The sequence below is a fragment of the Sinorhizobium sp. P24N7 genome (assembly GCF_042436655.1).
Taxonomy (GTDB): domain Bacteria; phylum Pseudomonadota; class Alphaproteobacteria; order Rhizobiales; family Rhizobiaceae; genus Sinorhizobium; species Sinorhizobium meliloti_A.
This window is the reverse complement of sequence record NZ_JBHMIW010000013.1, coordinates 148,861-168,968: the sequence shown is the minus strand read 5'-3', so window position 1 is coordinate 168,968 and position 20,108 is coordinate 148,861. Positions and strand designations below refer to the sequence as shown.

18 protein-coding genes are annotated in these 20,108 nt (G+C 61.6%); 12 read left to right on the top strand and 6 right to left on the bottom strand.

Annotation, left to right across the window (positions count from 1 at the left end):
- The first annotated feature begins 47 nt into the window (after positions 1–47).
- The 7 genes from ntrY (at position 48) to ACFHWW_RS22675 (ending at position 8,433) form a co-directional block, all read left to right on the top strand.
- Positions 48–2,363, top strand: coding sequence for a two-component system sensor histidine kinase NtrY (gene ntrY, locus ACFHWW_RS22705; protein ID WP_018097798.1), 2,316 nt, complete (start codon positions 48–50; stop codon positions 2,361–2,363).
- Complete coding sequence (gene ntrX / locus ACFHWW_RS22700) at positions 2,353–3,717, top strand: two-component system response regulator NtrX (RefSeq protein ID WP_018097797.1); 1,365 nt, start codon at positions 2,353–2,355, stop codon at positions 3,715–3,717. The genes ntrY and ntrX overlap by 11 nt, the downstream gene beginning before the upstream one ends.
- Positions 3,718–3,891: 174 nt before the next feature.
- Complete coding sequence (gene trkA / locus ACFHWW_RS22695) at positions 3,892–5,268, top strand: Trk system potassium transporter TrkA (RefSeq protein ID WP_003535437.1); 1,377 nt, start codon at positions 3,892–3,894, stop codon at positions 5,266–5,268.
- 11 nt (positions 5,269–5,279) lie between these two features.
- Entirely contained in the window at positions 5,280–6,143 is an 864-nt protein-coding gene (locus tag ACFHWW_RS22690) for a D-amino-acid transaminase (RefSeq protein ID WP_379940927.1), read from the top strand.
- Between the two features lie 100 nt (positions 6,144–6,243).
- Positions 6,244–6,486 (top strand): RNA chaperone Hfq, encoded by a 243-nt coding sequence (hfq, locus tag ACFHWW_RS22685; RefSeq protein ID WP_003535434.1) that lies wholly within the window; start codon positions 6,244–6,246, stop codon positions 6,484–6,486.
- Positions 6,487–6,492: 6 nt separating this feature from the next.
- Positions 6,493–7,890 carry a GTPase HflX gene (gene hflX / locus ACFHWW_RS22680; protein WP_275598029.1) on the top strand — a complete coding sequence of 466 codons (1,398 nt, stop codon included), beginning with the start codon at positions 6,493–6,495 and terminating at the stop codon, positions 7,888–7,890.
- 252 nt (positions 7,891–8,142) lie between these two features.
- On the top strand, positions 8,143–8,433 hold the full coding sequence (locus ACFHWW_RS22675) for a GIY-YIG nuclease family protein (protein WP_100673929.1): 291 nt from the start codon (positions 8,143–8,145) through the stop codon (positions 8,431–8,433).
- A 151-nt stretch (positions 8,434–8,584) separates the two neighbouring features.
- Here the strand turns inward: ACFHWW_RS22675 and mazG are convergent, their stop codons facing one another.
- Together mazG and ACFHWW_RS22665 are read right to left on the bottom strand one after the other, a co-directional pair.
- Complete coding sequence (gene mazG / locus ACFHWW_RS22670) at positions 8,585–9,418, bottom strand: nucleoside triphosphate pyrophosphohydrolase (protein WP_018097791.1); 834 nt, start codon at positions 9,416–9,418, stop codon at positions 8,585–8,587.
- Between the two features lie 3 nt (positions 9,419–9,421).
- Positions 9,422–10,009 (bottom strand): deaminase, encoded by a 588-nt coding sequence (locus ACFHWW_RS22665; protein WP_275598026.1) that lies wholly within the window; start codon positions 10,007–10,009, stop codon positions 9,422–9,424.
- Positions 10,010–10,230: 221 nt separating this feature from the next.
- On the opposite strand from ACFHWW_RS22665, the gene cysG reads away from it, so the two are divergent.
- From cysG to ACFHWW_RS22640, 5 genes are all read left to right on the top strand, one after another.
- Entirely contained in the window at positions 10,231–11,688 is a 1,458-nt protein-coding gene (cysG, locus tag ACFHWW_RS22660) for a siroheme synthase CysG (RefSeq protein ID WP_379940923.1), read from the top strand.
- Between the two features lie 10 nt (positions 11,689–11,698).
- Complete coding sequence (locus ACFHWW_RS22655; RefSeq protein ID WP_018097788.1) at positions 11,699–12,016, top strand: DUF2849 domain-containing protein; 318 nt, start codon at positions 11,699–11,701, stop codon at positions 12,014–12,016.
- Between the two features lie 14 nt (positions 12,017–12,030).
- Positions 12,031–13,704, top strand: coding sequence for a nitrite/sulfite reductase (locus tag ACFHWW_RS22650; RefSeq protein WP_379940921.1), 1,674 nt, complete (start codon positions 12,031–12,033; stop codon positions 13,702–13,704).
- Positions 13,705–13,721: 17 nt separating this feature from the next.
- On the top strand, positions 13,722–14,222 hold the full coding sequence (locus ACFHWW_RS22645; RefSeq protein ID WP_018097786.1) for a DUF934 domain-containing protein: 501 nt from the start codon (positions 13,722–13,724) through the stop codon (positions 14,220–14,222).
- A gap of 144 nt (positions 14,223–14,366) precedes the next feature.
- Positions 14,367–15,179, top strand: a complete 813-nt coding sequence (locus ACFHWW_RS22640) for a ferredoxin--NADP reductase (protein ID WP_379940919.1) — start codon at positions 14,367–14,369, stop codon at positions 15,177–15,179.
- A gap of 405 nt (positions 15,180–15,584) precedes the next feature.
- Here the strand turns inward: ACFHWW_RS22640 and ACFHWW_RS22635 are convergent, their stop codons facing one another.
- The 4 genes from ACFHWW_RS22635 to ACFHWW_RS22620 form a co-directional block, all read right to left on the bottom strand.
- A complete protein-coding gene (locus tag ACFHWW_RS22635) occupies positions 15,585–16,361 on the bottom strand; it encodes an amino acid ABC transporter ATP-binding protein (RefSeq protein WP_100673924.1) in 777 nt (258 codons plus the stop codon).
- A 17-nt stretch (positions 16,362–16,378) separates the two neighbouring features.
- A complete protein-coding gene (locus ACFHWW_RS22630; RefSeq protein ID WP_100673923.1) occupies positions 16,379–17,533 on the bottom strand; it encodes an amino acid ABC transporter permease in 1,155 nt (384 codons plus the stop codon).
- Positions 17,534–17,537: 4 nt separating this feature from the next.
- Complete coding sequence (locus ACFHWW_RS22625; protein WP_275598023.1) at positions 17,538–18,731, bottom strand: amino acid ABC transporter permease; 1,194 nt, start codon at positions 18,729–18,731, stop codon at positions 17,538–17,540.
- 105 nt (positions 18,732–18,836) lie between these two features.
- On the bottom strand, positions 18,837–19,862 hold the full coding sequence (locus ACFHWW_RS22620) for an amino acid ABC transporter substrate-binding protein (RefSeq protein ID WP_100673922.1): 1,026 nt from the start codon (positions 19,860–19,862) through the stop codon (positions 18,837–18,839).
- Between the last annotated feature and the right edge of the window lie 246 nt (positions 19,863–20,108).

Sequence of the window (20,108 nt, the reverse complement as noted above, 5' to 3'; positions counted from 1 at the left end):
AGACGCGGCGCTGTAAGGTTCAATGTCTCGGTCCGGGACGCAGGCGTATGCCGGTGTCGTCGGTACGCCGGTTGGGGGTAGCACTTTTCATGGTGGATGGAATGGCCTTGCCATTGGGCACGGAGGACGGAGTCACTGCTGCCCAGGATCGGCGAGCCTCGTTCGCCTTGCCGGGGCTTATGCTCGCCACCGGCGCCCTGATCTGCGCCACCTTGTCGCTGCTCGTTCTTCTCGGCCTGACCCCGATCCGTCCCGAGAGAAACATCGTGATCGCCTGCGCCGGCATCAACGGCCTCTTCGTCGTGGGCCTGATCTATCTCATCGCTCGCGAGATCTTCAGGCTGCTCAGGGCGCGCAGCAAGGGAAGGGCCGCAGCGCGTCTGCACGTGCGCATCGTCGCGCTCTTCTCGATCGTCGCAATCACGCCGGCGATCCTCGTGGCGATCTTCGCCAGCATTACCCTCGATGTCGGCCTCGACCGCTGGTTCTCGCTGCGTACGCAGGCGATCGTCCGTTCCTCCCTGAACGTCGCGCAGGCCTATGTCCTCGAGAATGCCAGCTACCTTCAGGGTCAGACGGTGTCGATGGCCAACGACCTGGAGCGCAATCGCCAGCTCTATAGCCTCGACCGTACCGGCTTCGTCGAGCTGATGACACGGCAGGCGAGGGGGCGCGGCATGCTCGGCGCATTCCTCGTGCGCGCCGACGGCAGCGCCATACTCCAGGCCAATATTTCGACCGATCGTCCGCTGCCGGCGATCCCGCAGGACGCACTGAAAAGCACCATTGCCGGCCAGCCGACACTTATCCCCCCGGGCGTGACCAACCTGGTGGGGGCGGTCATTCCGCTCGAAAACATTCCGGGCACCTATCTCTACACCGTCAGAAACGTCGATCCGGAAGTCATGCGATCGATGCGGCTGATGGAAGAGAACACTGCGGAATACAAGACGCTCGAGGCCGGGCGTACCTCCCTGCAGATCGCCTTCGGCGTCCTTTACATCGGTTTTGCCCTGATCGTGCTGCTGGCGGCGATCTGGACGGCCATTGCGGTCGCCGACCGCATCGTCCGGCCGATCCGGCAACTGATCGGCGCGGCCGACAGCGTCGCTTCAGGCAATCTCGACGTCGTCGTTCCCGTGCGTGCAGTCGACGGCGACGTCGGCAACCTGTCGCGCACGTTCAATAAGATGGTGAGCGAAATTCGGACCCAGCAGGATCAGATCCTGGTGGCGAAGGACGAGGTCGACCAACGCCGCCGCTTTATCGAGGCAGTGCTCTCCGGCGTGACGGCAGCCGTCATCGGCGTCGGCAGGGATCGACGGATCACCATCTTCAATCCGTCTTCGGAGGGGATGCTGAAAAAGGCGGCGCCGGAGCTCATCGGCGCGAATCTGAGCGACGTGGCCCCGGAAATCGAAGCGGTTCTGGTTGAGGCCGAGAGCCGCTACCGCAACGATTACCGCAAGCAGATCAACATCATGCGCGGCGGCACCGAGCGCACGATGAATGTTCAGGTGACGCGGGAGGAGGGCGACGAATCGCATGGCTCCTATGTCATCACCGTCGACGACATCACGGATCTGGTAATCGCGCAGCGCTCCACCGCCTGGGCGGACGTCGCTCGCCGCATTGCGCACGAGATCAAGAACCCGCTGACGCCGATCCAGCTCTCGGCCGAGAGGCTGAAACGCCGCTACGGCAGGCAGATCGACCAGGAGGATCGTGCGGTCTTCGACCAATGCACCGAAACGATCGTGCGCCAGGTCGAGGACATCGGCCGGATGGTCGACGAATTCTCCGCCTTTGCGCGCATGCCGAAGCCGACGAAGGAGAAGTCCGACCTGCGGGCGATCCTGAAGGACGCCGTATTCCTGCGCGAGATGGGCAACACCCACATCAACTTCGTCCGCGATTTCGGCGACGAACCGCTCGAGGGGCAGTTCGACGGCCGCATGCTGGGTCAGGCGTTCGGCAATCTCGTGAAGAACGCGGTGGAGGCGATCGAAGCCGTGCCCGCGGGAACGTCGCGAGGCGCGCCGAAGGTCCTCATCCGATCCCGTCGCGATGATACCACCGGCCGGTTCGTGGTCGACGTCATCGACAACGGCAAGGGGCTTCCGACCGAGAACCGGCACCGAATTCTGGAGCCGTACATGACGATGCGGGATAAGGGCACCGGTCTCGGCCTCGCTATCGTCAAGAAGATCATCGAGGACCACGGCGGGCAACTGGAACTGCACGACGCACCGCCGGACTTCGACGGCGGCGCCGGGGCGATGATCCGGGTGGTTCTGCCGCCTGCCGGCGAGACCGGGGGCGAAGATAATTTAAAGGATAAGGGTAATACCAATGGCGGCTGATATTCTGGTTGTGGATGACGAGGAGGATATTCGCGAGATCGTCTCGGGAATCCTGTCGGACGAGGGCCATGAAACGCGGACCGCTTTCGACAGCGAGAGCGCGCTCGCGGCGATCAACGACCGTGTGCCACGCCTGATCTTCCTGGACATCTGGATGCAGGGAAGCAAGCTCGACGGTTTGGCACTGCTCGACGAGATCAAGAACCGCCACCCCGACTTGCCGGTGGTGATGATCTCGGGTCACGGCAACATCGAAACCGCCGTCTCCGCGATCAAGCGCGGAGCCTATGATTTCATCGAGAAGCCGTTCAAGGCCGACCGGCTGATCCTGATCGCCGAGCGGGCGCTCGAGAATTCCAAGCTCAAGCGCGAAGTCTCCGAGCTGAAAAGGAAGTCGGGCGATCCGGTGGAGCTGATCGGAACCTCGGTTGCCGTGTCGCAGCTGCGCCAGATGATCGAGAAAGTGGCACCGACCAACAGCCGCATCATGATCCAGGGACCGTCCGGCTCCGGCAAGGAACTGGTCGCGCGGATGATCCATCGTAAGTCCGCGCGTGCCAACGGTCCTTTCGTCGCTCTCAATGCGGCTGCGATCACGCCCGACAGAATGGAGATCGCGCTTTTCGGTACCGAAGGAACTGCGGGGCAGCCGCGTCGAACCGGTGCGCTCGAGGAGGCCCATGGGGGCATCCTCTACCTGGACGAGGTCGGCGAAATGCCGCGCGAAACGCAGAACAAGATCCTGCGCGTCCTCGTCGATCAGCAGTTCGAGCGGGTCGGCGGCTCCAAGCGCGTCAAGGTCGATGTCCGCATCATCTCCTCGACCGCCTACAATCTCGAGAACATGATCACCGAAGGCCTTTTCCGCGAGGACCTGTATCACCGGCTTGCCGTCATTCCGGTGCGCGTTCCCGCTCTTGCGGAGCGGCGCGAGGACATCCCTTTCCTGGTCGACATGTTCATGCGACAGGTAAGCGAACAGGCCGGCATCCGCCCCCGCAAGATAGGCGAGGATGCGCTGGCCGTGCTGCAGGCGCATGATTGGCCCGGCAATATCCGCCAGTTGCGCAACAACATCGAGCGCCTGATGATCCTTGCGCGCAGCGACGGTCCCGATACGCCGATCACCGCCGACATGCTGCCGAACGAGGTGGGGGACACCCTGCCGAAGATTTCGGCGCAAAGCGATCAGCACATCATGACCTTGCCGCTGCGGGAGGCTCGCGAGATGTTCGAACGCGATTATCTGATCGCCCAGATCAACCGCTTCGGCGGAAATATCTCGCGCACTGCGGAATTCGTGGGAATGGAGCGCTCCGCCCTTCATCGCAAGCTGAAGTCGTTGGGCGTGTAATTGAAAACGGAAGGGGCGTATTTCGCCCCATCTCGAGCATTTCAATGTTTCATGGAGACACTGAAACGCTCCAACCCTTTGATCCAACGACTTCCGGCCGGAAAACCGTTACACACTTTTGCTGGAAGTGCTCTAGAGCCATCTGCAGATCCATCCCAGACGTAAGGAATAGCAATGAAGGTGATCATATGCGGGGCAGGGCAGGTCGGCTACGGCATCGCCGAGCGGCTGTCGCGCGAGAATAACGACGTTTCGGTGATCGATACGTCGGCCGCGCTGATTGCCTACATAACCGAGACGCTGGACGTGCGCGGTTACGTCGGCCACGGGGCGCATCCGGATGTACTGGCGAAGGCGGGCGCTGATCAGGCCGACATGCTCATCGCGGTAACGCTGTACGATGAGGTCAACATCGTCGCCTGCGAAGTAGCGCATGCGATTTTCAACGTACCGACCAAGGTCGCCCGCATCCGCGCGCAGAGCTATCTGGCGCCCGAATATTCCGACCTCTTTTCGCGCGAGAACGTCCCGATCGACGTGACGATCTCTCCGGAAATCGAGGTAGGGAGGCTCGTGCTTCGCCGCATTTCCTTTCCCGGTGCCACCGACGTGGTGCGCTTCGCGGATGATCGGATCGCGATGGTTGCGATCGAATGTATGGAAGACTGCCCCGTCGTCGACACGCCGCTGCAGCAATTGAGCGAGCTCTTTCCCGATCTGCACGCGACCGTCACCGGTATCTTCCGGGATGGCAAGCTGATAGTTCCGCATTCCTCCGACCAGTTGAAGACCGGCGATCTTGCCTATGTGGTCTGCGACCGCGACCATGCCCGCCGCACGCTGGCGCTCTTCGGCCATGAAGAACAGGAGGCGCGGCGGATCATCATCCTCGGTGCCGGCAATATCGGCTATTTCGTCGCCCGAACGATCGAGGAACAGCAGCCGCGAATGCGGGTGAAACTCGTCGAAAACGACCGTGACCGCGCCGTGCTCGTCGCCGACAAGCTCAACAGCACGGTGGTCCTCCACGGCTCGGCCATGGACCAGCGGATCCTGGCGCAAGCGGATGTCCAGGAGGCGGATCTCGTCGTCGCGCTGACGAATAACGATCAGATCAACATCCTCGGGAGCATGCTTGCCAGGAGGCTGGGAGCGAAGTCGACCCTCGTGCTGATCAACGAACCCGCCTATCAGGACTTCGCCGGCGCCGCCGGTGTCGACGCCTATATCAATCCGCGCGCCGTCACCATCTCGCGTGTGCTGCAGCACGTGCGAAAAGGCCGCATCCGGTCGGTGTATGCAGTGCAGAACGGCATGGCCGAGGTGATCGAGGCCGAGGCGCTCGAAACCTCTCCGCTGGTCGGCAAGGCGCTGCGCGAGCTCGAATTGCCGGAGGGTATCCGCATTGGCGCGCTCTATCGCGACAAGGCCTATGTGCGCCCGGACGGCAACACGCGGATCAAGGCGAAGGACCGCGTGGTCCTCCTCGCGGCCGCCGAGACCGTCCGTGACGTCGAACAGCTCTTCCGCGTCAGCATTCAATATTTCTGAGGGCCTCAGCCATGCCGAGAATCGCCTATGTCAACGGCACTTACGTCCAGCACGCCGAAGCCGCCATTCACGTCGAGGATCGCGGTTACCAGTTTGCCGACGGCGTCTACGAGGTCTGCGAGGTGCGCCACGGCTTCATCATCGACCTGACCCGGCACCTCGATCGCCTTGGGCGATCCCTGGGCGAACTCAGGATAGGCTGGCCGATGAGCCGTGCGGCGCTGATCCATGTCATCCGGGAGGTGCTGCGCCGAAACCGGGTCCGAAACGGGCTCTTCTATCTGCAGGTGACCCGCGGCGTCGGACGTCGGGATCATGTTTTCCCTGATGCGGACACGCCGCCGTCGATCGTCGTCACCGCCAAGCGCACGGACCCTGGGGCGATCGCCCGGAAGAATGCCGAGGGCATATCTGCGATAACGGTGCCGGAGAACCGGTGGGACCGCGTCGACATCAAGAGCGTCGGCCTTCTCCCGAATGTGCTTGCCCGTCAGCGGGCGAAGGAAGCCGGCGCGCAGGAGGCGATCTTCGTCGACGTGGACGGCACGGTCAAAGAGGGGGCGGCGACGAATGTATGGATCGTGGACCGTGAAGGGACGTTGCGCACCCGACCGGCGGAGAACGGCATTCTGCGCGGCGTGACCCGCACCACCCTGATGGACGTAGCCAAGCCGCTGGGCCTCAAGATCGAGGAAAAGGCCTTCTCCGTGGAAGAAATGCTCGCGGCGCGGGAGGTCTTCATCACCGCTGCTACCAGCATCTGCTTTCCCGTCGTTTCCGTGGACGGAAAGACGATCGGCAACGGTCATCCGGGAAGCATAGCACAGAATATTTGCGAGGCCTTTTTCGACATTGCGGAAAAGACGGTGATTTGATACCAAACCCTGCGGAGGTGCCGGGATCGTACGTGACACCTTAAAAATTAACAAAATGCACCGGCGCAAGAACGCCGGCAAATAAGAAAGAAGCGGCGCGATGGCGGAACGTTCTCAAAACTTGCAGGATCTCTTTCTCAACACGGTCCGCAAGCAAAAGATTTCTTTGACCATTTTCCTCATCAACGGCGTCAAGCTGACGGGTGTCGTAACATCGTTTGACAATTTCTGTGTGCTGTTGCGCCGCGACGGTCATTCTCAGCTCGTCTACAAGCACGCCATCTCGACGATCATGCCGGGCCAGCCGTTGCAGATGTTCGAGAATGAGGAAGCTGCCTCCTGACGGGGTGTGAGGAACATTACCAAGCGTGATTCAAAATCGTCGTCGATCATTCCGGAGCTCGAGACGCTCCGTGATGATTCGCGTGCCGTCGTCATCGTTCCGATCCTGAAAAAAACCGGGAAGGCGTCTGCCGACATCGTTGCGCAGCCCGCCACGCGTTCGGACGAAAGCCGGCTGGAGGAGGCGACGGGCCTGGCGCTCGCCATCGACCTCGACGTCGTTCACGGCATGATCGTTCCCGTCGCCCAGCCGAAACCGGGCACGCTGCTCGGCACCGGCAAGATCGAGGAGATCGGCCACGTTCTAAGCGAGAAGGATGCGGGGCTCGTGATCGTCGATCACCCGCTGACGCCCGTCCAGCAGCGCAATCTCGAGAAGGAATGGAACGCCAAGGTCATCGACCGCACCGGCCTCATTCTGGAGATCTTCGGCCGGCGCGCCTCCACCAGGGAGGGCACGCTGCAGGTCGATCTCGCACATCTCAATTATCAGAAGGGCCGCCTGGTCCGCAGCTGGACGCACCTCGAACGGCAGCGTGGCGGCGCGGGTTTCATGGGCGGGCCCGGCGAAACGCAGATCGAGGCCGACCGCCGGCTGCTGCAGGACAGGATCGTCAAACTGGAGCGCGAGTTGGAGCAGGTGCGGCGCACGCGCCAGCTTCATCGGTCGAAGCGCAAGAAGGTGCCGCATCCGATCGTCGCGCTGGTAGGCTATACAAACGCGGGCAAATCGACGCTTTTCAACCGGATGACCGGGGCCGGTGTGCTCGCCGAGGACATGCTCTTCGCCACGCTGGATCCGACGCTGAGGCGGCTGAAACTGCCGCATGGGCGTATGGTCATCCTCTCCGACACCGTCGGCTTCATTTCCGATCTGCCGACGCATCTGGTCGCCGCCTTCCGGGCGACGCTGGAAGAGGTACTCGAGGCCGACCTGGTCCTGCATGTGCGCGATCTGTCCGATCCGGATAATCAGGCGCAGGCAAGCGACGTGCTGCGCATCCTGGCCGATCTCGGCATTGACGAGAAGGAGGGGGCCGAGCGCATTGTCGAGGTTTGGAACAAGATCGACAAGGTCGAGCCGGAAGTGCGCGAAGCGCTGGTGAAGAAGGCCGCGAGCGCCGACAACACGGTCGCCGTCTCGGCCATGACCGGCGACGGTGTGGACGATCTTCTCGCTGAAATAGGCCGGCGTCTTTCGGGCGTCATGACCGAGTGCACCGTCGTTCTGGGTCTCGATCAGCTACAGTTGCTGCCTTGGGTTTACCAGCACGCGATCGTCGACGGCCGCGAAGATCTCGAAGATGGGCGCGTGAGCCTGGATCTCCGTCTGACGGAGGGAGAGGCCACCGAGCTCGAGAGGCGGCTGGGCAATGGCCCGAAGGCCGTCCAAGAGGATTGGTAGCATCCTGGCGTGTTGCGCCATCTCCTGACTTCCTGCGTGGCCTGTGAGAAGTGTTTCGAGGGCCTTCCCTCATCCCTGTGCTCGTCACAGGGATGAGGGAAGCGCCGCGTCTGCGGCGCGAAAGAGTCTTTCCAGTCCAATGACTTGGCCTGGCTGGATTCCTGTGACAAGCACAGGAATGAGGGCCGGGGAGGTTTGGGCGTTACAACTTCTGCTTGCGAATATGCGAGAGAATGGTCAACCTTTCACGCAATGAAAGGTTACGTCTACATTCTCGCATCGAAGCGAAACGGGACGCTGTACACGGGCGTGACCCGGGACCTGCCGCGCCGCCTCCTGGAGCACCAGAACGATCTGACGCCTGGGTTCACGTCCAGATACGGCGTGAAGACCTTGGTGTGGTTCGAGGAGTTCGACCTGCTGACTTCCGCCATCATGCGGGAGAAGACGATGAAGAAATGGCCGAGGAAGTGGAAGCTTAAGTTGATAGAAGAATTGAACCCGGAATGGGAAGATATCTCTCACTATCTTCACGGTTTATGAAGCGCGCCGAGGGACCGCACCCTCTCCACCTCATGCCTGTGCTCGTCACAGGGATCCAGCAGCGCCGCGTCTGCGGCGCGGAAGAGTCTTTCCAGCTGGATTCCTGTGACAGGCAGATACAAGGAACAGCATAGACGCAGCGGGCACAAGCCTAGGTCAGCTGCCTTTCGATAGCCTTCGCCGCCTGCCAGAGTTCTTCCATGCGCTCCAGCGATGCCGCATCGAGCGTTTCGCCTCCGGCTTCCAGTTCCTTTTCGATGTGGCCGAAGCGGCGCCGGAACTTGGTATTGGTGCCGCGCAGCGCCATTTCCGGATCGGTGCCGACATGGCGGCCGATATTGACGAGCGCGAAGATCAGGTCGCCGAGCTCGTCCGCGACCTTCCCCCGGTCACCGTCCTTCAGTGCCTGCCGCAGCTCGCCGATTTCCTCCTCGACCTTGTCGAGGATCGGCTCCGGCTCGGACCAGTCGAAGCCGACCTTTGCCGCCCGTTCCTGCAGCTTCAGCGCCTCGACCAACGCCGGAAAGCTGCGCTGGATCGAGCCGAGATGGCCGGCATGCTCCTCCTGCGACGCGCCGCGCTGCAGGCGCCGTTGCCGCCGGTCGGCTTTCTCGGCCTGCTTGATCTCGTCCCATTGCAGCTTCACCGCCTCGGCGGTGTCGGCGTCGGAGCGGGCGAAGACATGCGGATGGCGGCGGATCATCTTCCGCGTGATGGCTTCGACGACGTCGCCGAAGGAAAACGCGCCGGCTTCCTCGGCCATGCGTGCGTGAAACACCACCTGCAGCAAAAGGTCCCCGAGTTCGTCGCACAGGTCGTCCATATCATGACGCTCGATCGCGTCTGCGACCTCGTAGGCCTCTTCGATCGTGTAAGGTCGGATCGTATCGAACGTCTGCACGACGTCCCAAGGGCAGCCTGTCTCCGGGTCGCGGAGCGCGGCCATGATGTCGAGCAGGCGTTGAATGTCGCGGGAGGCTTCCATGGCTCAGTTCAGCGGTATGGCGTTGGTGTCTTTGCTCGCCTGATAGGTATCGGACAGACGATCGTAGCGTGCCCGGATGCGGGCGTCCTGGCCGGTGAGCCGCTGCCGCGTTTCGGGATCGGTCTCCTGCATCAGTGTCGCGATGGACGCCGATTTCCAGAATGCATTCTGCCGGGCGTAGCCGCCCGGTTCGAGGCGGAAGACCTCCTTCAGGATTTTCAGGTCATGCGGGATAGCGAAGCTGTCGCGCGAATCCTCGTGGCTGAAGAAGTAGTAGAAGTTATCGAAACCTGCCCAGGTGATCGCCGAGAGACACATGGAGCAGGGCTCATGCGTCGACAGGAAGATGAGCTCGCGCGTGTCCGGCGTCTCGGCCATCTCGTAGAAGCGCTTGAGCGTGTGCACCTCGCCATGCCACAGCGGATTCTCGGTCTCGTTATTGGTTTCGGCCAGTACCAGCGACAGATCGGACTTGCGCAGGATAGCGGCGCCGAACACCTTGTTGCCGTCGGCTACGCCCTTCTCGGTGAGCGGCAGTATGTCCTCTTCGATGACGGTCAACAGGCGCTCTGCCAGTTGGGTTTGCTTCATGTCTCGGTCTCCTGCTTGAGCCGGCATTTAACGGAGGTCGGCCGATCGGCGCAATGGCCGAACCACCGGTGGTTCAGGGCTCCGGAGATATTTGCTCAAAAAGATCGGCTGTCGAGCAAAACAATACGTGACCGGAAAAGCATTGAAATTTCTGTTCCTTCAATTGTTGCGGCCTATAGGGGATATTCGCCGCAGCCTGCAAAAGGAGCCGTCCCCTCGTCATGTCGCAGAAATTGTCCGTCTTTCCGGCATTCTTTCGCGTCGCGCAGAAAAGCGTGGCGGTGTTCGGCAATGGGGATGAGGCCTTCGCCAAGGTGCGGTTGCTGCTGAACACCGAGGCGCGCATCGTCGCCTATGCGGATCGGCCGGAACCGGCATTCGAAGCTTTTCTGGATGCCAACAATATCGAGACCGTGCGCGAACCCTTTGGGGCTCATCAGGTGGAAGGCGCCGTCCTCGTCTTTGCCGCGACCGGAGATGCGGCGCTTGACCGCGTTGTCGTGACTGCGGCGCGCGAGCGGAAAATCCCCGCAAATGCCGTGGATCAGCCGGACTATTGCGATTTCCTGACGCCGGCACTCGTCAACCGGGCGCCCGTCGCAGTTGCGATCGGCACAGAAGGGGCAGGGCCGGTTCTGGCTCAGATGATCCGCGCGCAGATCGATCAATTGCTGTCGCCGTCGCTGGGTATCGTTGCCTCTCTGGCAGCCAACTATCGCGACGCCGTCGACCACCTCGTGCCGCGCGGCGTCGCGCGGCGTGTTTTCTGGCGGCGCTTCTTCTCAGGCCCCGTGACGGATCACGTCGCGGTCGGCGATCTTGCATCCGCACGCCGGGAGGCCTCGAAGCTTCTGGATGCCGCGGGCGGCGTGGCCGGCCATGTGTGGCTGGTCGGCGCCGGCCCGGGCGCCGAAGACCTGCTGACGCTCCGGGCGCAGCGCGTGATGATGGAAGCGGACGCCATCGTCTATGATGCGCTGGTGCCGCAAGCGATCGTCGACATGGGCCGCCGCGACGCCGAGCGGCTTTCGGTCGGCAAGCGCAAGGGCTGCCATAGCAAGTCGCAGGACGAGATCAATCAGTTGCTGGTGAAGCTTGCCGGCGAAGGCAAGCGCGTCGTCCGGCTGAAATCCGGCGACCCTCTGGTCTACGGCCGGGCAGGCGAGGAAATGGCGGCGCTGCGTGAGGCCGGCATCAGCTACGAGGTGGTGCCGGGGATCACATCGGCCTTTGCCGCGGCCGCCGATTTCGAGCTGCCGCTGACGCTGCGCGGCGTGGCGTCGTCGCTGGTCTTCACGACGGGCCACGATTTGACAGGCAGCGTTCTTCCCGATTGGGCGCGACTGGCCGTTTCCGGCGCGACGATTGCGGTCTATATGGGCCGTACCGTTGCGGCTTCCGTCGCCTCGCGGCTCATGCAGGCCGGTCTGCCGCAGGACACGACCGTCGCTGTCATCGAGAATGCGAGCCGTGCCGAGCGCCGTCTCCTGCACGGTACGCTCCGCGATCTGCCGGACCTCGAGGCCCGCACGGAACTGGACGGGCCGGTCATGGTGATCATCGGCGAAGCGGTCGCGGGCGCGAATTTCGCACGCTCCGAGCCGCTTACCGCCGGCCGCATCAAGTATAGCGGTGCCGGCAAAGTTTCAGCGAAACGCACCGAACAGATTTGGAATTGAGGACGACGCGATGGTGGAAAAGGTTCTGACGGCAAACCGTCTGGCGGATGGCATTTCCGTCTGGCTCGACGCTTCCGGCAATTGGGTGGAGTCGTTGCAGGATGCCTTCGTCGCTCGCCATGCGGAGGCCGTCGCGGCCCTGGAGGCGACCGGAAAGCGCTCGTTTGACGAGAATAAAGTGGTAGACGTCAACGTTGTCGACGTCGAGGAAGTCGACGGTACGCTGCGGCCGTTGCGCATGCGTGAGCGGATCCGCGCCGAAGGGCCGTCGATCCCCTACGCTCCCGGATATAGCGGGCTTGCGGGCCCAAAGAATGTTGCTGCCTGAGGACCTGAGAAGCCATGTATCGTTACGACGAATTCGACCACGCCTTCGTTTCCGCACGCGTCGAGCAGTTCCGCGACCAGGTCCAGCGGCGGCTGTCCGGTGAACTCGCGGAGGATGCGTTCAAGCCGCTGCGCCTGATGAACGGCGTCTATCTGCAGCTCCATGCCTATATGCTCCGCGTCGCCATCCCCTATGGTACGCTCTCGAGCCGGCAGATGCGGATGCTCGCCCATATCGCCCGGAAATATGACCGCGGCTACGGACATTTTACCACCCGCCAGAACATCCAGTACAACTGGCCGCGCCTTTCCGACACGCCTGATATCCTCCAGGAGCTGGCGAGCGTGGAGATGCACGCGCTGCAGACCTCCGGCAACTGCATTCGCAATGTGACGGCGGACCATTTCGCCGGTGCCGCGGCGGACGAAGTCGCCGATCCGCGCCCCTATGCCGAAATCCTCAGGCAATGGTCGAGCGTCCATCCGGAGTTCTCGTTCCTGCCGCGCAAGTTCAAGATCGCGGTGACCGGCGCCGAGCGCGATCGCGCCGCCATTCAGGTGCATGACATCGGCCTGCACCTGAAGAAGGACGAGAATGGCAAGCTTGGCTTTGCCGTCTATGTGGGCGGCGGGCAGGGCCGCACGCCGCTGATCGCCAAGAAAATCCGCGACTTCCTGCCGGAAGAGGATCTGCTTTCCTACACGACCGCGATCATGCGCGTTTACAACCTTCATGGTCGCCGCGACAACAAGTACAAGGCGCGCATCAAGATCCTGGTTCATGAAACCGGTGCCGAGGAACTGGCCCGTCAGGTGGAGGTCGAATTCGCCAATCTGAAGGACACGGAACTGAAGCTGCCGGATGCGGATATTCAGGCAATTGCTGCTTATTTTGCGCCGGCGATGCTGCCGAATCGGCCCGAGGGCTGGGGCAGTCTCGCCCGCTGGAAGAAGGCCGATGCGGAATTTGCCCGCTGGGTGCACCAGAACGTTCAGCCGCACAAGCATCCCGATTACGGCATGGTAACGATCTCGCTGAAGCCGATCGGGGGCATTCCGGGCGACGCGAGCCACGAACAGATGGATGCGGTCGCCGATATCGCCGAGGAATATGCCTTCGACGAGATACGCGTCAGCCATGAGCAGAACCTGATCCTGCCGCATGTGGCGCTGGCGGACCTCGAGCCGGTCTATCGCGCCCTGGTCGCCGCCGGCCTCGCCACCGCCAATGCGGGGCTGATCACCGACATCATTGCCTGTCCGGGGCTCGACTACTGTGCGCTTGCCAATGCACGCTCGATTCCGGTCGCGCAGGAGATTTCGAACCGTTTCGGCTCGCCCGAGCGGCAGGCCGAAATCGGCGAGCTCAAGATCAAGATCTCCGGCTGCATCAATGCCTGCGGGCATCATCACGTCGGCCATATCGGTCTTCTGGGCGTCGAGAAGAAGGGCGCGGAGCTCTATCAGATCACGCTCGGCGGCTCCGGTGACGAACATACATCGATCGGCGAGATCATCGGCCGCGGCTTCGAGCCGGAAAGAGTGACCGACGCGGTGGAGACGATCGTCGACACCTATCTCGGCTTGCGCCGAGACAAGTCCGAGACCTTCCTCGAAGCCTATCGCCGGGTGGGGCCGCAGCCTTTCAAGGACGCGCTCTATGGCGGCGGTGCCCAGGCGGCGGCGTGATCAAAGGACAGCATAAGATGACGAAAATCTGGAAAGAAACGGGCTTCGTGAACGATGATCCCTGGGTGATCGAAACCGACGAGACCAAAGCCGGGTCGAACGAAAAGGCGATCCTGAACATCGACGCCTTCCTGGCTGCGGTTGCGGAGAGCGATGCCTCGGAGCTTGGCGTTCTGATCAACCCCGCAGACGACGTGATGCGTCTTCAGCCCTATCTCGAAAGGATAGCGCTGGTGGCGGTGGCATTTCCGGCTTTCAGCGACGGCCGGTCCTTCAGCCATGCTTCGCTGCTGCGTTCGCGGCTCGGCTACCAGGGCGAAATTCGCGCCGTCGGCGACGTGCTGATCGACCCGATCCCGCTTATGCTGCGTTGCGGCGTCGACAGCTTCGCCGTAACCAACGCCACGGCGATCAAGCGGCTTTCGGAAGGCCGCCTGCCGGGGATTTCCAACCACTACCAGCCGACGGCAAAGCCGTCCGTCAACGCCAATTCCTACAGCTGGCGCCGCGTCTCGTGAGCGGCGCGGCCGCGACAGTGTGAAGCAAGCCGAAATCCTCGAAAGCGACTATATTTGGAAGGGATTTCCTTTCAATTCGGCATGGGTTGGAATATCCGCTTGTAGTTGATAAACAGCGTCACCATTTATAGGACTGTGGTCACGATGAATGCTCCGGCAAAAAAAGAAGATTTCGCGGTACAGGCTCCGGCAGGCGTCTTCGCTGAAACGGTGACGAGCGTCGAACACTACACCGACCGGCTCTTCCGCTTCCGCATGACGCGCCCGCAGGAGTTCCGCTTCCGCTCGGGCGAATTTGCGATGATCGGCCTGATGGTTGGCGACAAGCCCGTTTATCGTGCCTATTCGATCGCGAGCCCGGCCTGGGACGAGGAACTGGAATTCTTCTCGATCAAGGTGCCTGACGGACCGCTGACGTCGCACCTGCAGGGGATCAAGCCCGGGGACCAGGTGCTGATGCGCAAGAAGCCCACGGGCACGCTGGTGCTGGATGCGCTCGTGCCTGGCCGCAGGCTCTATATGTTTTCGACGGGCACGGGTATCGCGCCTTTTGCGAGCCTCATCCGCGACCCGGAAACCTTCGAGAAGTTCGAGGAGGTCATCCTCACCCACACGTGCCGCGACGTGGCGGAGCTGAAATATGGCTTCGACCTTGTCGAGGAAATCCGCAGCCACGAATTCCTGAACGAGATCGTCGGCGACAAGCTCCGGCACTACGCGACGGTGACGCGTGAGGAATATCCTTTCAAGGGCCGGATCACCGACCTGATGACCAACGGCAAGTTTTTCGCCGACCTTGGCCTGCCGCCGCTTGATCCCGCGATCGACCGCGGCATGATCTGCGGCTCCACTGCCATGCTGAAGGACACCAAGGAAATCCTCGAAGCCGCCGGCCTGACGGAAGGCGCCAACAACAAGCCGGCAGAGTTCGTCATCGAACGTGCGTTCGTCGGCTGATCCCTGCCGCCGAGGGCATAGCGTCCTCCTGGAGCATTTCAACGTTTCATAGAAACATTGAAATGCTCTAGCGATCTGATTCAACGCACTTCCGGACGGTAAACCGTCACACACTCTTCCTTGAAGTGCTCTAAAGACATTTCGCCCCTCATCCGCCTGCCGGCACCTTCTCCCCGCAAGCGGGGCGAAGGGACTCGTGGCGGGCGCTCCGGCTGCCAATAATCACCAGCATTTGTGGGGGATCGCCTTTCCCGCGCGCGGGGAAAGGGATCGGGCGTGGGGAAACCCGAGGAGTGGACGAACTCGCCTCCGTGGCTGCAGGTTTAAAACGCGACCTCCACCAGAGCACTTCCAGGTAACGGCCCGCCGTGAAAGCGGGCCGCAGTCATTTCGAGCGGTTGACGATCAGTGCAGGATCTGGCTGAGGAACAGCTTGGTCCGCTCGTGCTGCGGATTGTCGAAGAACTCGGCCGGCGAGTTCTGTTCGACGATCTGGCCCTGGTCCATGAAGATCACGCGGTTGGCGACCTGTCGGGCGAAGCCCATTTCGTGGGTGACGCAGATCATGGTCATGCCCTCTTCGGCGAGTCCCACCATGGTGTCGAGCACTTCCTTGACCATTTCCGGGTCGAGTGCAGAGGTAGGCTCGTCGAAGAGAAGGATTTTCGGCCGCATGCAAAGCGAGCGGGCGATGGCGACGCGCTGTTGCTGACCGCCCGAAAGCTGGCCTGGATATTTGAGCGCCTGCTCCGGAATCTTCACGCGCTCCAGGAAGTGCATCGCCACCTGCTCGGCTTCCTTCTTCGGCATCTTGCGGACCCAGATCGGCGCCAGCGTGCAGTTTTCCAGGATCGTGAGATGCGGGAAGAGGTTGAAGTGCTGGAAGACCATGCCGACTTCCCGGCGCACTTCGTCGATCTTCTTCAGGTCGTTGGTGAGTTCGATGCCGTCGACGACGATCTTGCCCTTCTGGTGTTCTTCGAGCCGATTGATGCAGCGAATCATCGTCGACTTGCCGGAGCCCGACGGGCCGGCGACGACGATGCGCTCGCCGCGCATGACCTTGAGATTGATGTCGCGCAGCACATGGAAATCACCGTACCATTTGTTCATGTTGGTGATTTCGATCGCGACATCCGTCGTCGAGACGGCCAATTTCGGTGCAGTGGCGGTATTTGCCATTTTCTTTTCCCCTTTTTTTACCGCTGGCTTCTGTCGAGCAGGCGTTCCATGAAGCCTGAATAGCGCGACATGCCGAAGCAGAAAAGCCAAAAGACGAAGCCCGCGAAGATAAGGCCGGTCAGCGGCGTGACGGCGCTGGCCCAGTTCGTATCGCTGAAGTTCAGGCGAACGATGCCGAGCAGGTCGAACATGCCGATGATCGACACGAGCGATGTGTCCTTGAACAGGCCTATGAATGTGTTGACGATACCGGGAATGACCAGCTTCAGGGCCTGCGGCAAAACGATGAAGCCCATTTTCTGCCAAAAGCTGAGCCCCAGCGAATCGGCGCCCTCATACTGACCCTTCGGAATTGCCTGCAGACCGCCGCGAACGACTTCAGCCATGTAGGCGGAGGCAAAGAGCGACACACCGATCAGGGCGCGCAGGAACTTGTCGAAGGTGACGCCCTGCGGCAGGAACAGCGGCAGCATGACGCTGGCCATGAACAGGACCGTGATCAATGGAACGCCGCGGATGACTTCGATGAAGACGGTGCACAGCATCTTGATCACCGGCATGTTCGACCGGCGTCCAAGCGCCAGCAGGATGCCGAGCGGCAGCGAAACTGCGATTCCGACGAAGGAGAGGACCAGGGTGACCATCAGGCCGCCCCAGAGCGGCGTTTCGACATAGGTGAGGCCGAACCAGCCGCCGGGCAGGAGGATCGCCGCAAGGATAGGCAGGGCGACCAGCAGCAGAAGTGCGTTCAATCCCTTGTATGGGATTCTCGGTATCAGCATCGGCACCAGCAGCAACACGAAAAGGATGCCGACGAGTGCCGGACGCCAGCGCTCATCGAGCGGGTAGCGGCCAAAAAGGAACTGGGCGAATTTCGCATTGACGAAAGCCCAGCAGGCGCCGCTCCAGCCTTCCGGCTGCGAGCCGCCTTGCGAGAGCGTGGCACAGACGCCGCGGCCGCCGCCGCTCCAGGCGGCATCGATGAAGAGCCACTGGATTGCGGGCGGCACCAGCCATGCCAGGATAAGCAGGCTGATAATCGTCAGGGCCGTGTCCTTGGGCGTGGCGAACAGATTTTTCCGCAGCCAGGAGACGACACCGCTTTCCAGCGACGGGGCAGGCGAAGCTTCGATCATCGAAGCGCGAACGAAAGAGGCCTGATTCGTGCTCATGATCTCACCTCTCCACCAGCGCCATTCGGGCGTTGTACCAGTTCATGAACAGCGACGTCGCGAGGCTCAGGCTGAGATAGACGATGAGCCAGATGCTTACGATCTCGATTGACTGTCCGGTCTGGTTGAGGATGGTGCCGCCGACGGCGACGAGGTCGGCATAACCGATGGCAACCGCCAGCGAAGAGTTCTTGGTGAGGTTGAGATATTGACTGGTCAGCGGCGGAATGATGATGCGCATCGCCTGCGGCACGACCACGAGGCGCGTCGTCAGCGCCGGGCGTATGCCGAGCGCATGTGCCGCCTCCGTCTGGCCCTTGGAAACGCCGCGGATACCGGCCCGGACGATTTCAGCGATGAAGGCTGCCGTGTAGAAGGAAAGCGCGAGGAACAGCGACATGAACTCCGGTCCGACGACCGAACCGCCCGTGAGGTTGAACTTGCCCGCCACGGGAATGTCGAAGGTGATCGGCGCACCGGTCACGAGAAATGTGACCAGCGGCAGGCCGATGATCAGTCCGAGCACGGTCCACAGGACGGGAAGGCGCTCGCCGGTCGCCAACTGCCGTTGGCGCGCGTAACGGGCAAAGAACACACTTGCGGCGACGGCGATAACAAACGCGAGGAGCGTGTATCCTGCACCCTCTTCGGCAATCGGCCTCGGAAAGGCGACACCGCGATTGCTCAGAAAGATATCGAAGGGCAGGGCAAGCGCATCTCGTGCCTGCGGCAATATCGACAGCACCCCGCTGTACCAGAAGAATATGACGAGCAGCGGCGGGATGTTGCGGAACACCTCGACATAGGCCAGCGAGAGCTTGGCGATGATCCAATTGTGCGAAAGGCGTCCGATGCCGACGATAAAACCGATGATCGTCGCCGTGATGATTCCGGTAATTGCGACGAGCAAAGTGTTGACGAAGCCGACCAGCAAGGCGCGGCCATAGGTGGAATCGCTGGTAAATGAAATCAGCGACTGTCCGACATCGAAGCCGGCGCGGCTTCTAACGAAGTCGTAGCCGGATGCGATGTTCGCGCGTCTCAGGTTTTCGACGGTGTTGTCGACGATCCAGTAGATGAGCGCTGCGAGGATGATGATGGTGATTGCCTGATAGAATATCCCGCGCACCTGAGGATCGTTGATGATCGATCCCGATGACGTGCTTCGTTCAGGCGCGTTGGTGACGCCGATGGCCATGCAATGCCTCTTTCCCCTAATCCATCCTTTCGGATGTTCCCGTTATCGGGTTTTTATCGTTGATCGGGGGAACGGCCGCGCCGTCCCCCCTCCATCCGCGTCCGATCAGCGGACCGGCGGTGCGTACTGGAGACCGCCCTTGTTCCAGAGGGCGTTGAGGCCGCGCTCGATCTTCAGCGGGCTGCCTGCGCCGATGTTGCGGTCGAACACTTCGCCGTAGTTTCCGACTGCCTTGACGATATTGACCGCCCATTCGTTGGTGAGGCCGAGGTCCGTGCCGATCTTGCTGTCGGCCTCGACTCCCAGGAAGCGTTGAACGTCGGGGTTCGTCGACTTCTTCATTTCTTCGACATTGGCCTGGGTTATGCCGAACTCTTCGGCCTGGACCAGGGCGTAATGAACCCAGCTGACGATGTCGAACCACTGATCGTCACCCTGGCGGACCGCCGGTGCGAGCGGCTCTTTGGAGATGATCTCCGGCAGAACGATGTGGTCATCGGGCTTCGAGAGGGTGAGGCGCAGCGAATAGAGGCCGGACTGGTCGGTCGTATAGACGTCGCAACGGCCGGCGTCGTAGGCAGCGTTCACTTCCTCGAGTTTTTCGAAGACGACCGGATTGTACTGCAGATTGTTCGCCTTGAAGTAGTCGGCAAGGTTGAGCTCGGTCGTCGTGCCCGTCTGAACGCAGACGGCGGCGCCGGAAAGCTCGAGGGCGGACTTCACGTCGAGTTCCTTGCGAACCATGAAGCCCTGGCCGTCGTAATAGTTGACGGGACGGAAGTTGAAGCCGAGCGCGGTGTCGCGGTTGATCGACCAGGTCGTGTTGCGCGCAAGCACGTCGACTTCGCCGGACTGCAGCGCCGGAAAGCGTTCCTTGGCGGAGAGCGGCGTATACTTGACCTTGCTGCCGTCGGCGAAGATCGCAGCCGCAATCGCCTTGCAGTAGTCGACGTCGAAACCGCTCCAATTGCCCGAGGCGTCAGGGGCTGCGAAACCGGCGAGGCCGGTATTCACGCCGCACTGGACGAAGCCCTTGGCCTTTACGTCGTCGAGCGTCGCGGCGGATGCCGCATGTGTGCCAATCCCCACGACAGCAGCGCCAACGAGAGCTGTCAGAATTCTTCTTGCCATTTTTTCGAACCTTTTCGGTTGTCGTTTTTCGCGTCTGCACGGTAGCGCGCTCTTGGCGCGTGCAGCCTCAGCCACCCTCCTGGCCTGAGTAAAAACTATCTCATGCTCAAAATCTGGAAGGGTCAAGAGACGTGGCCGATTTTGTGATCTTCCATGTGAAAAACGTGAAGCTCGCCAGAAGTTTAGGCAGGTCCCGCGACGGATTTGCCCGCCATGGATAAAAAACCGCCAGTTGCGCCTCCTTCG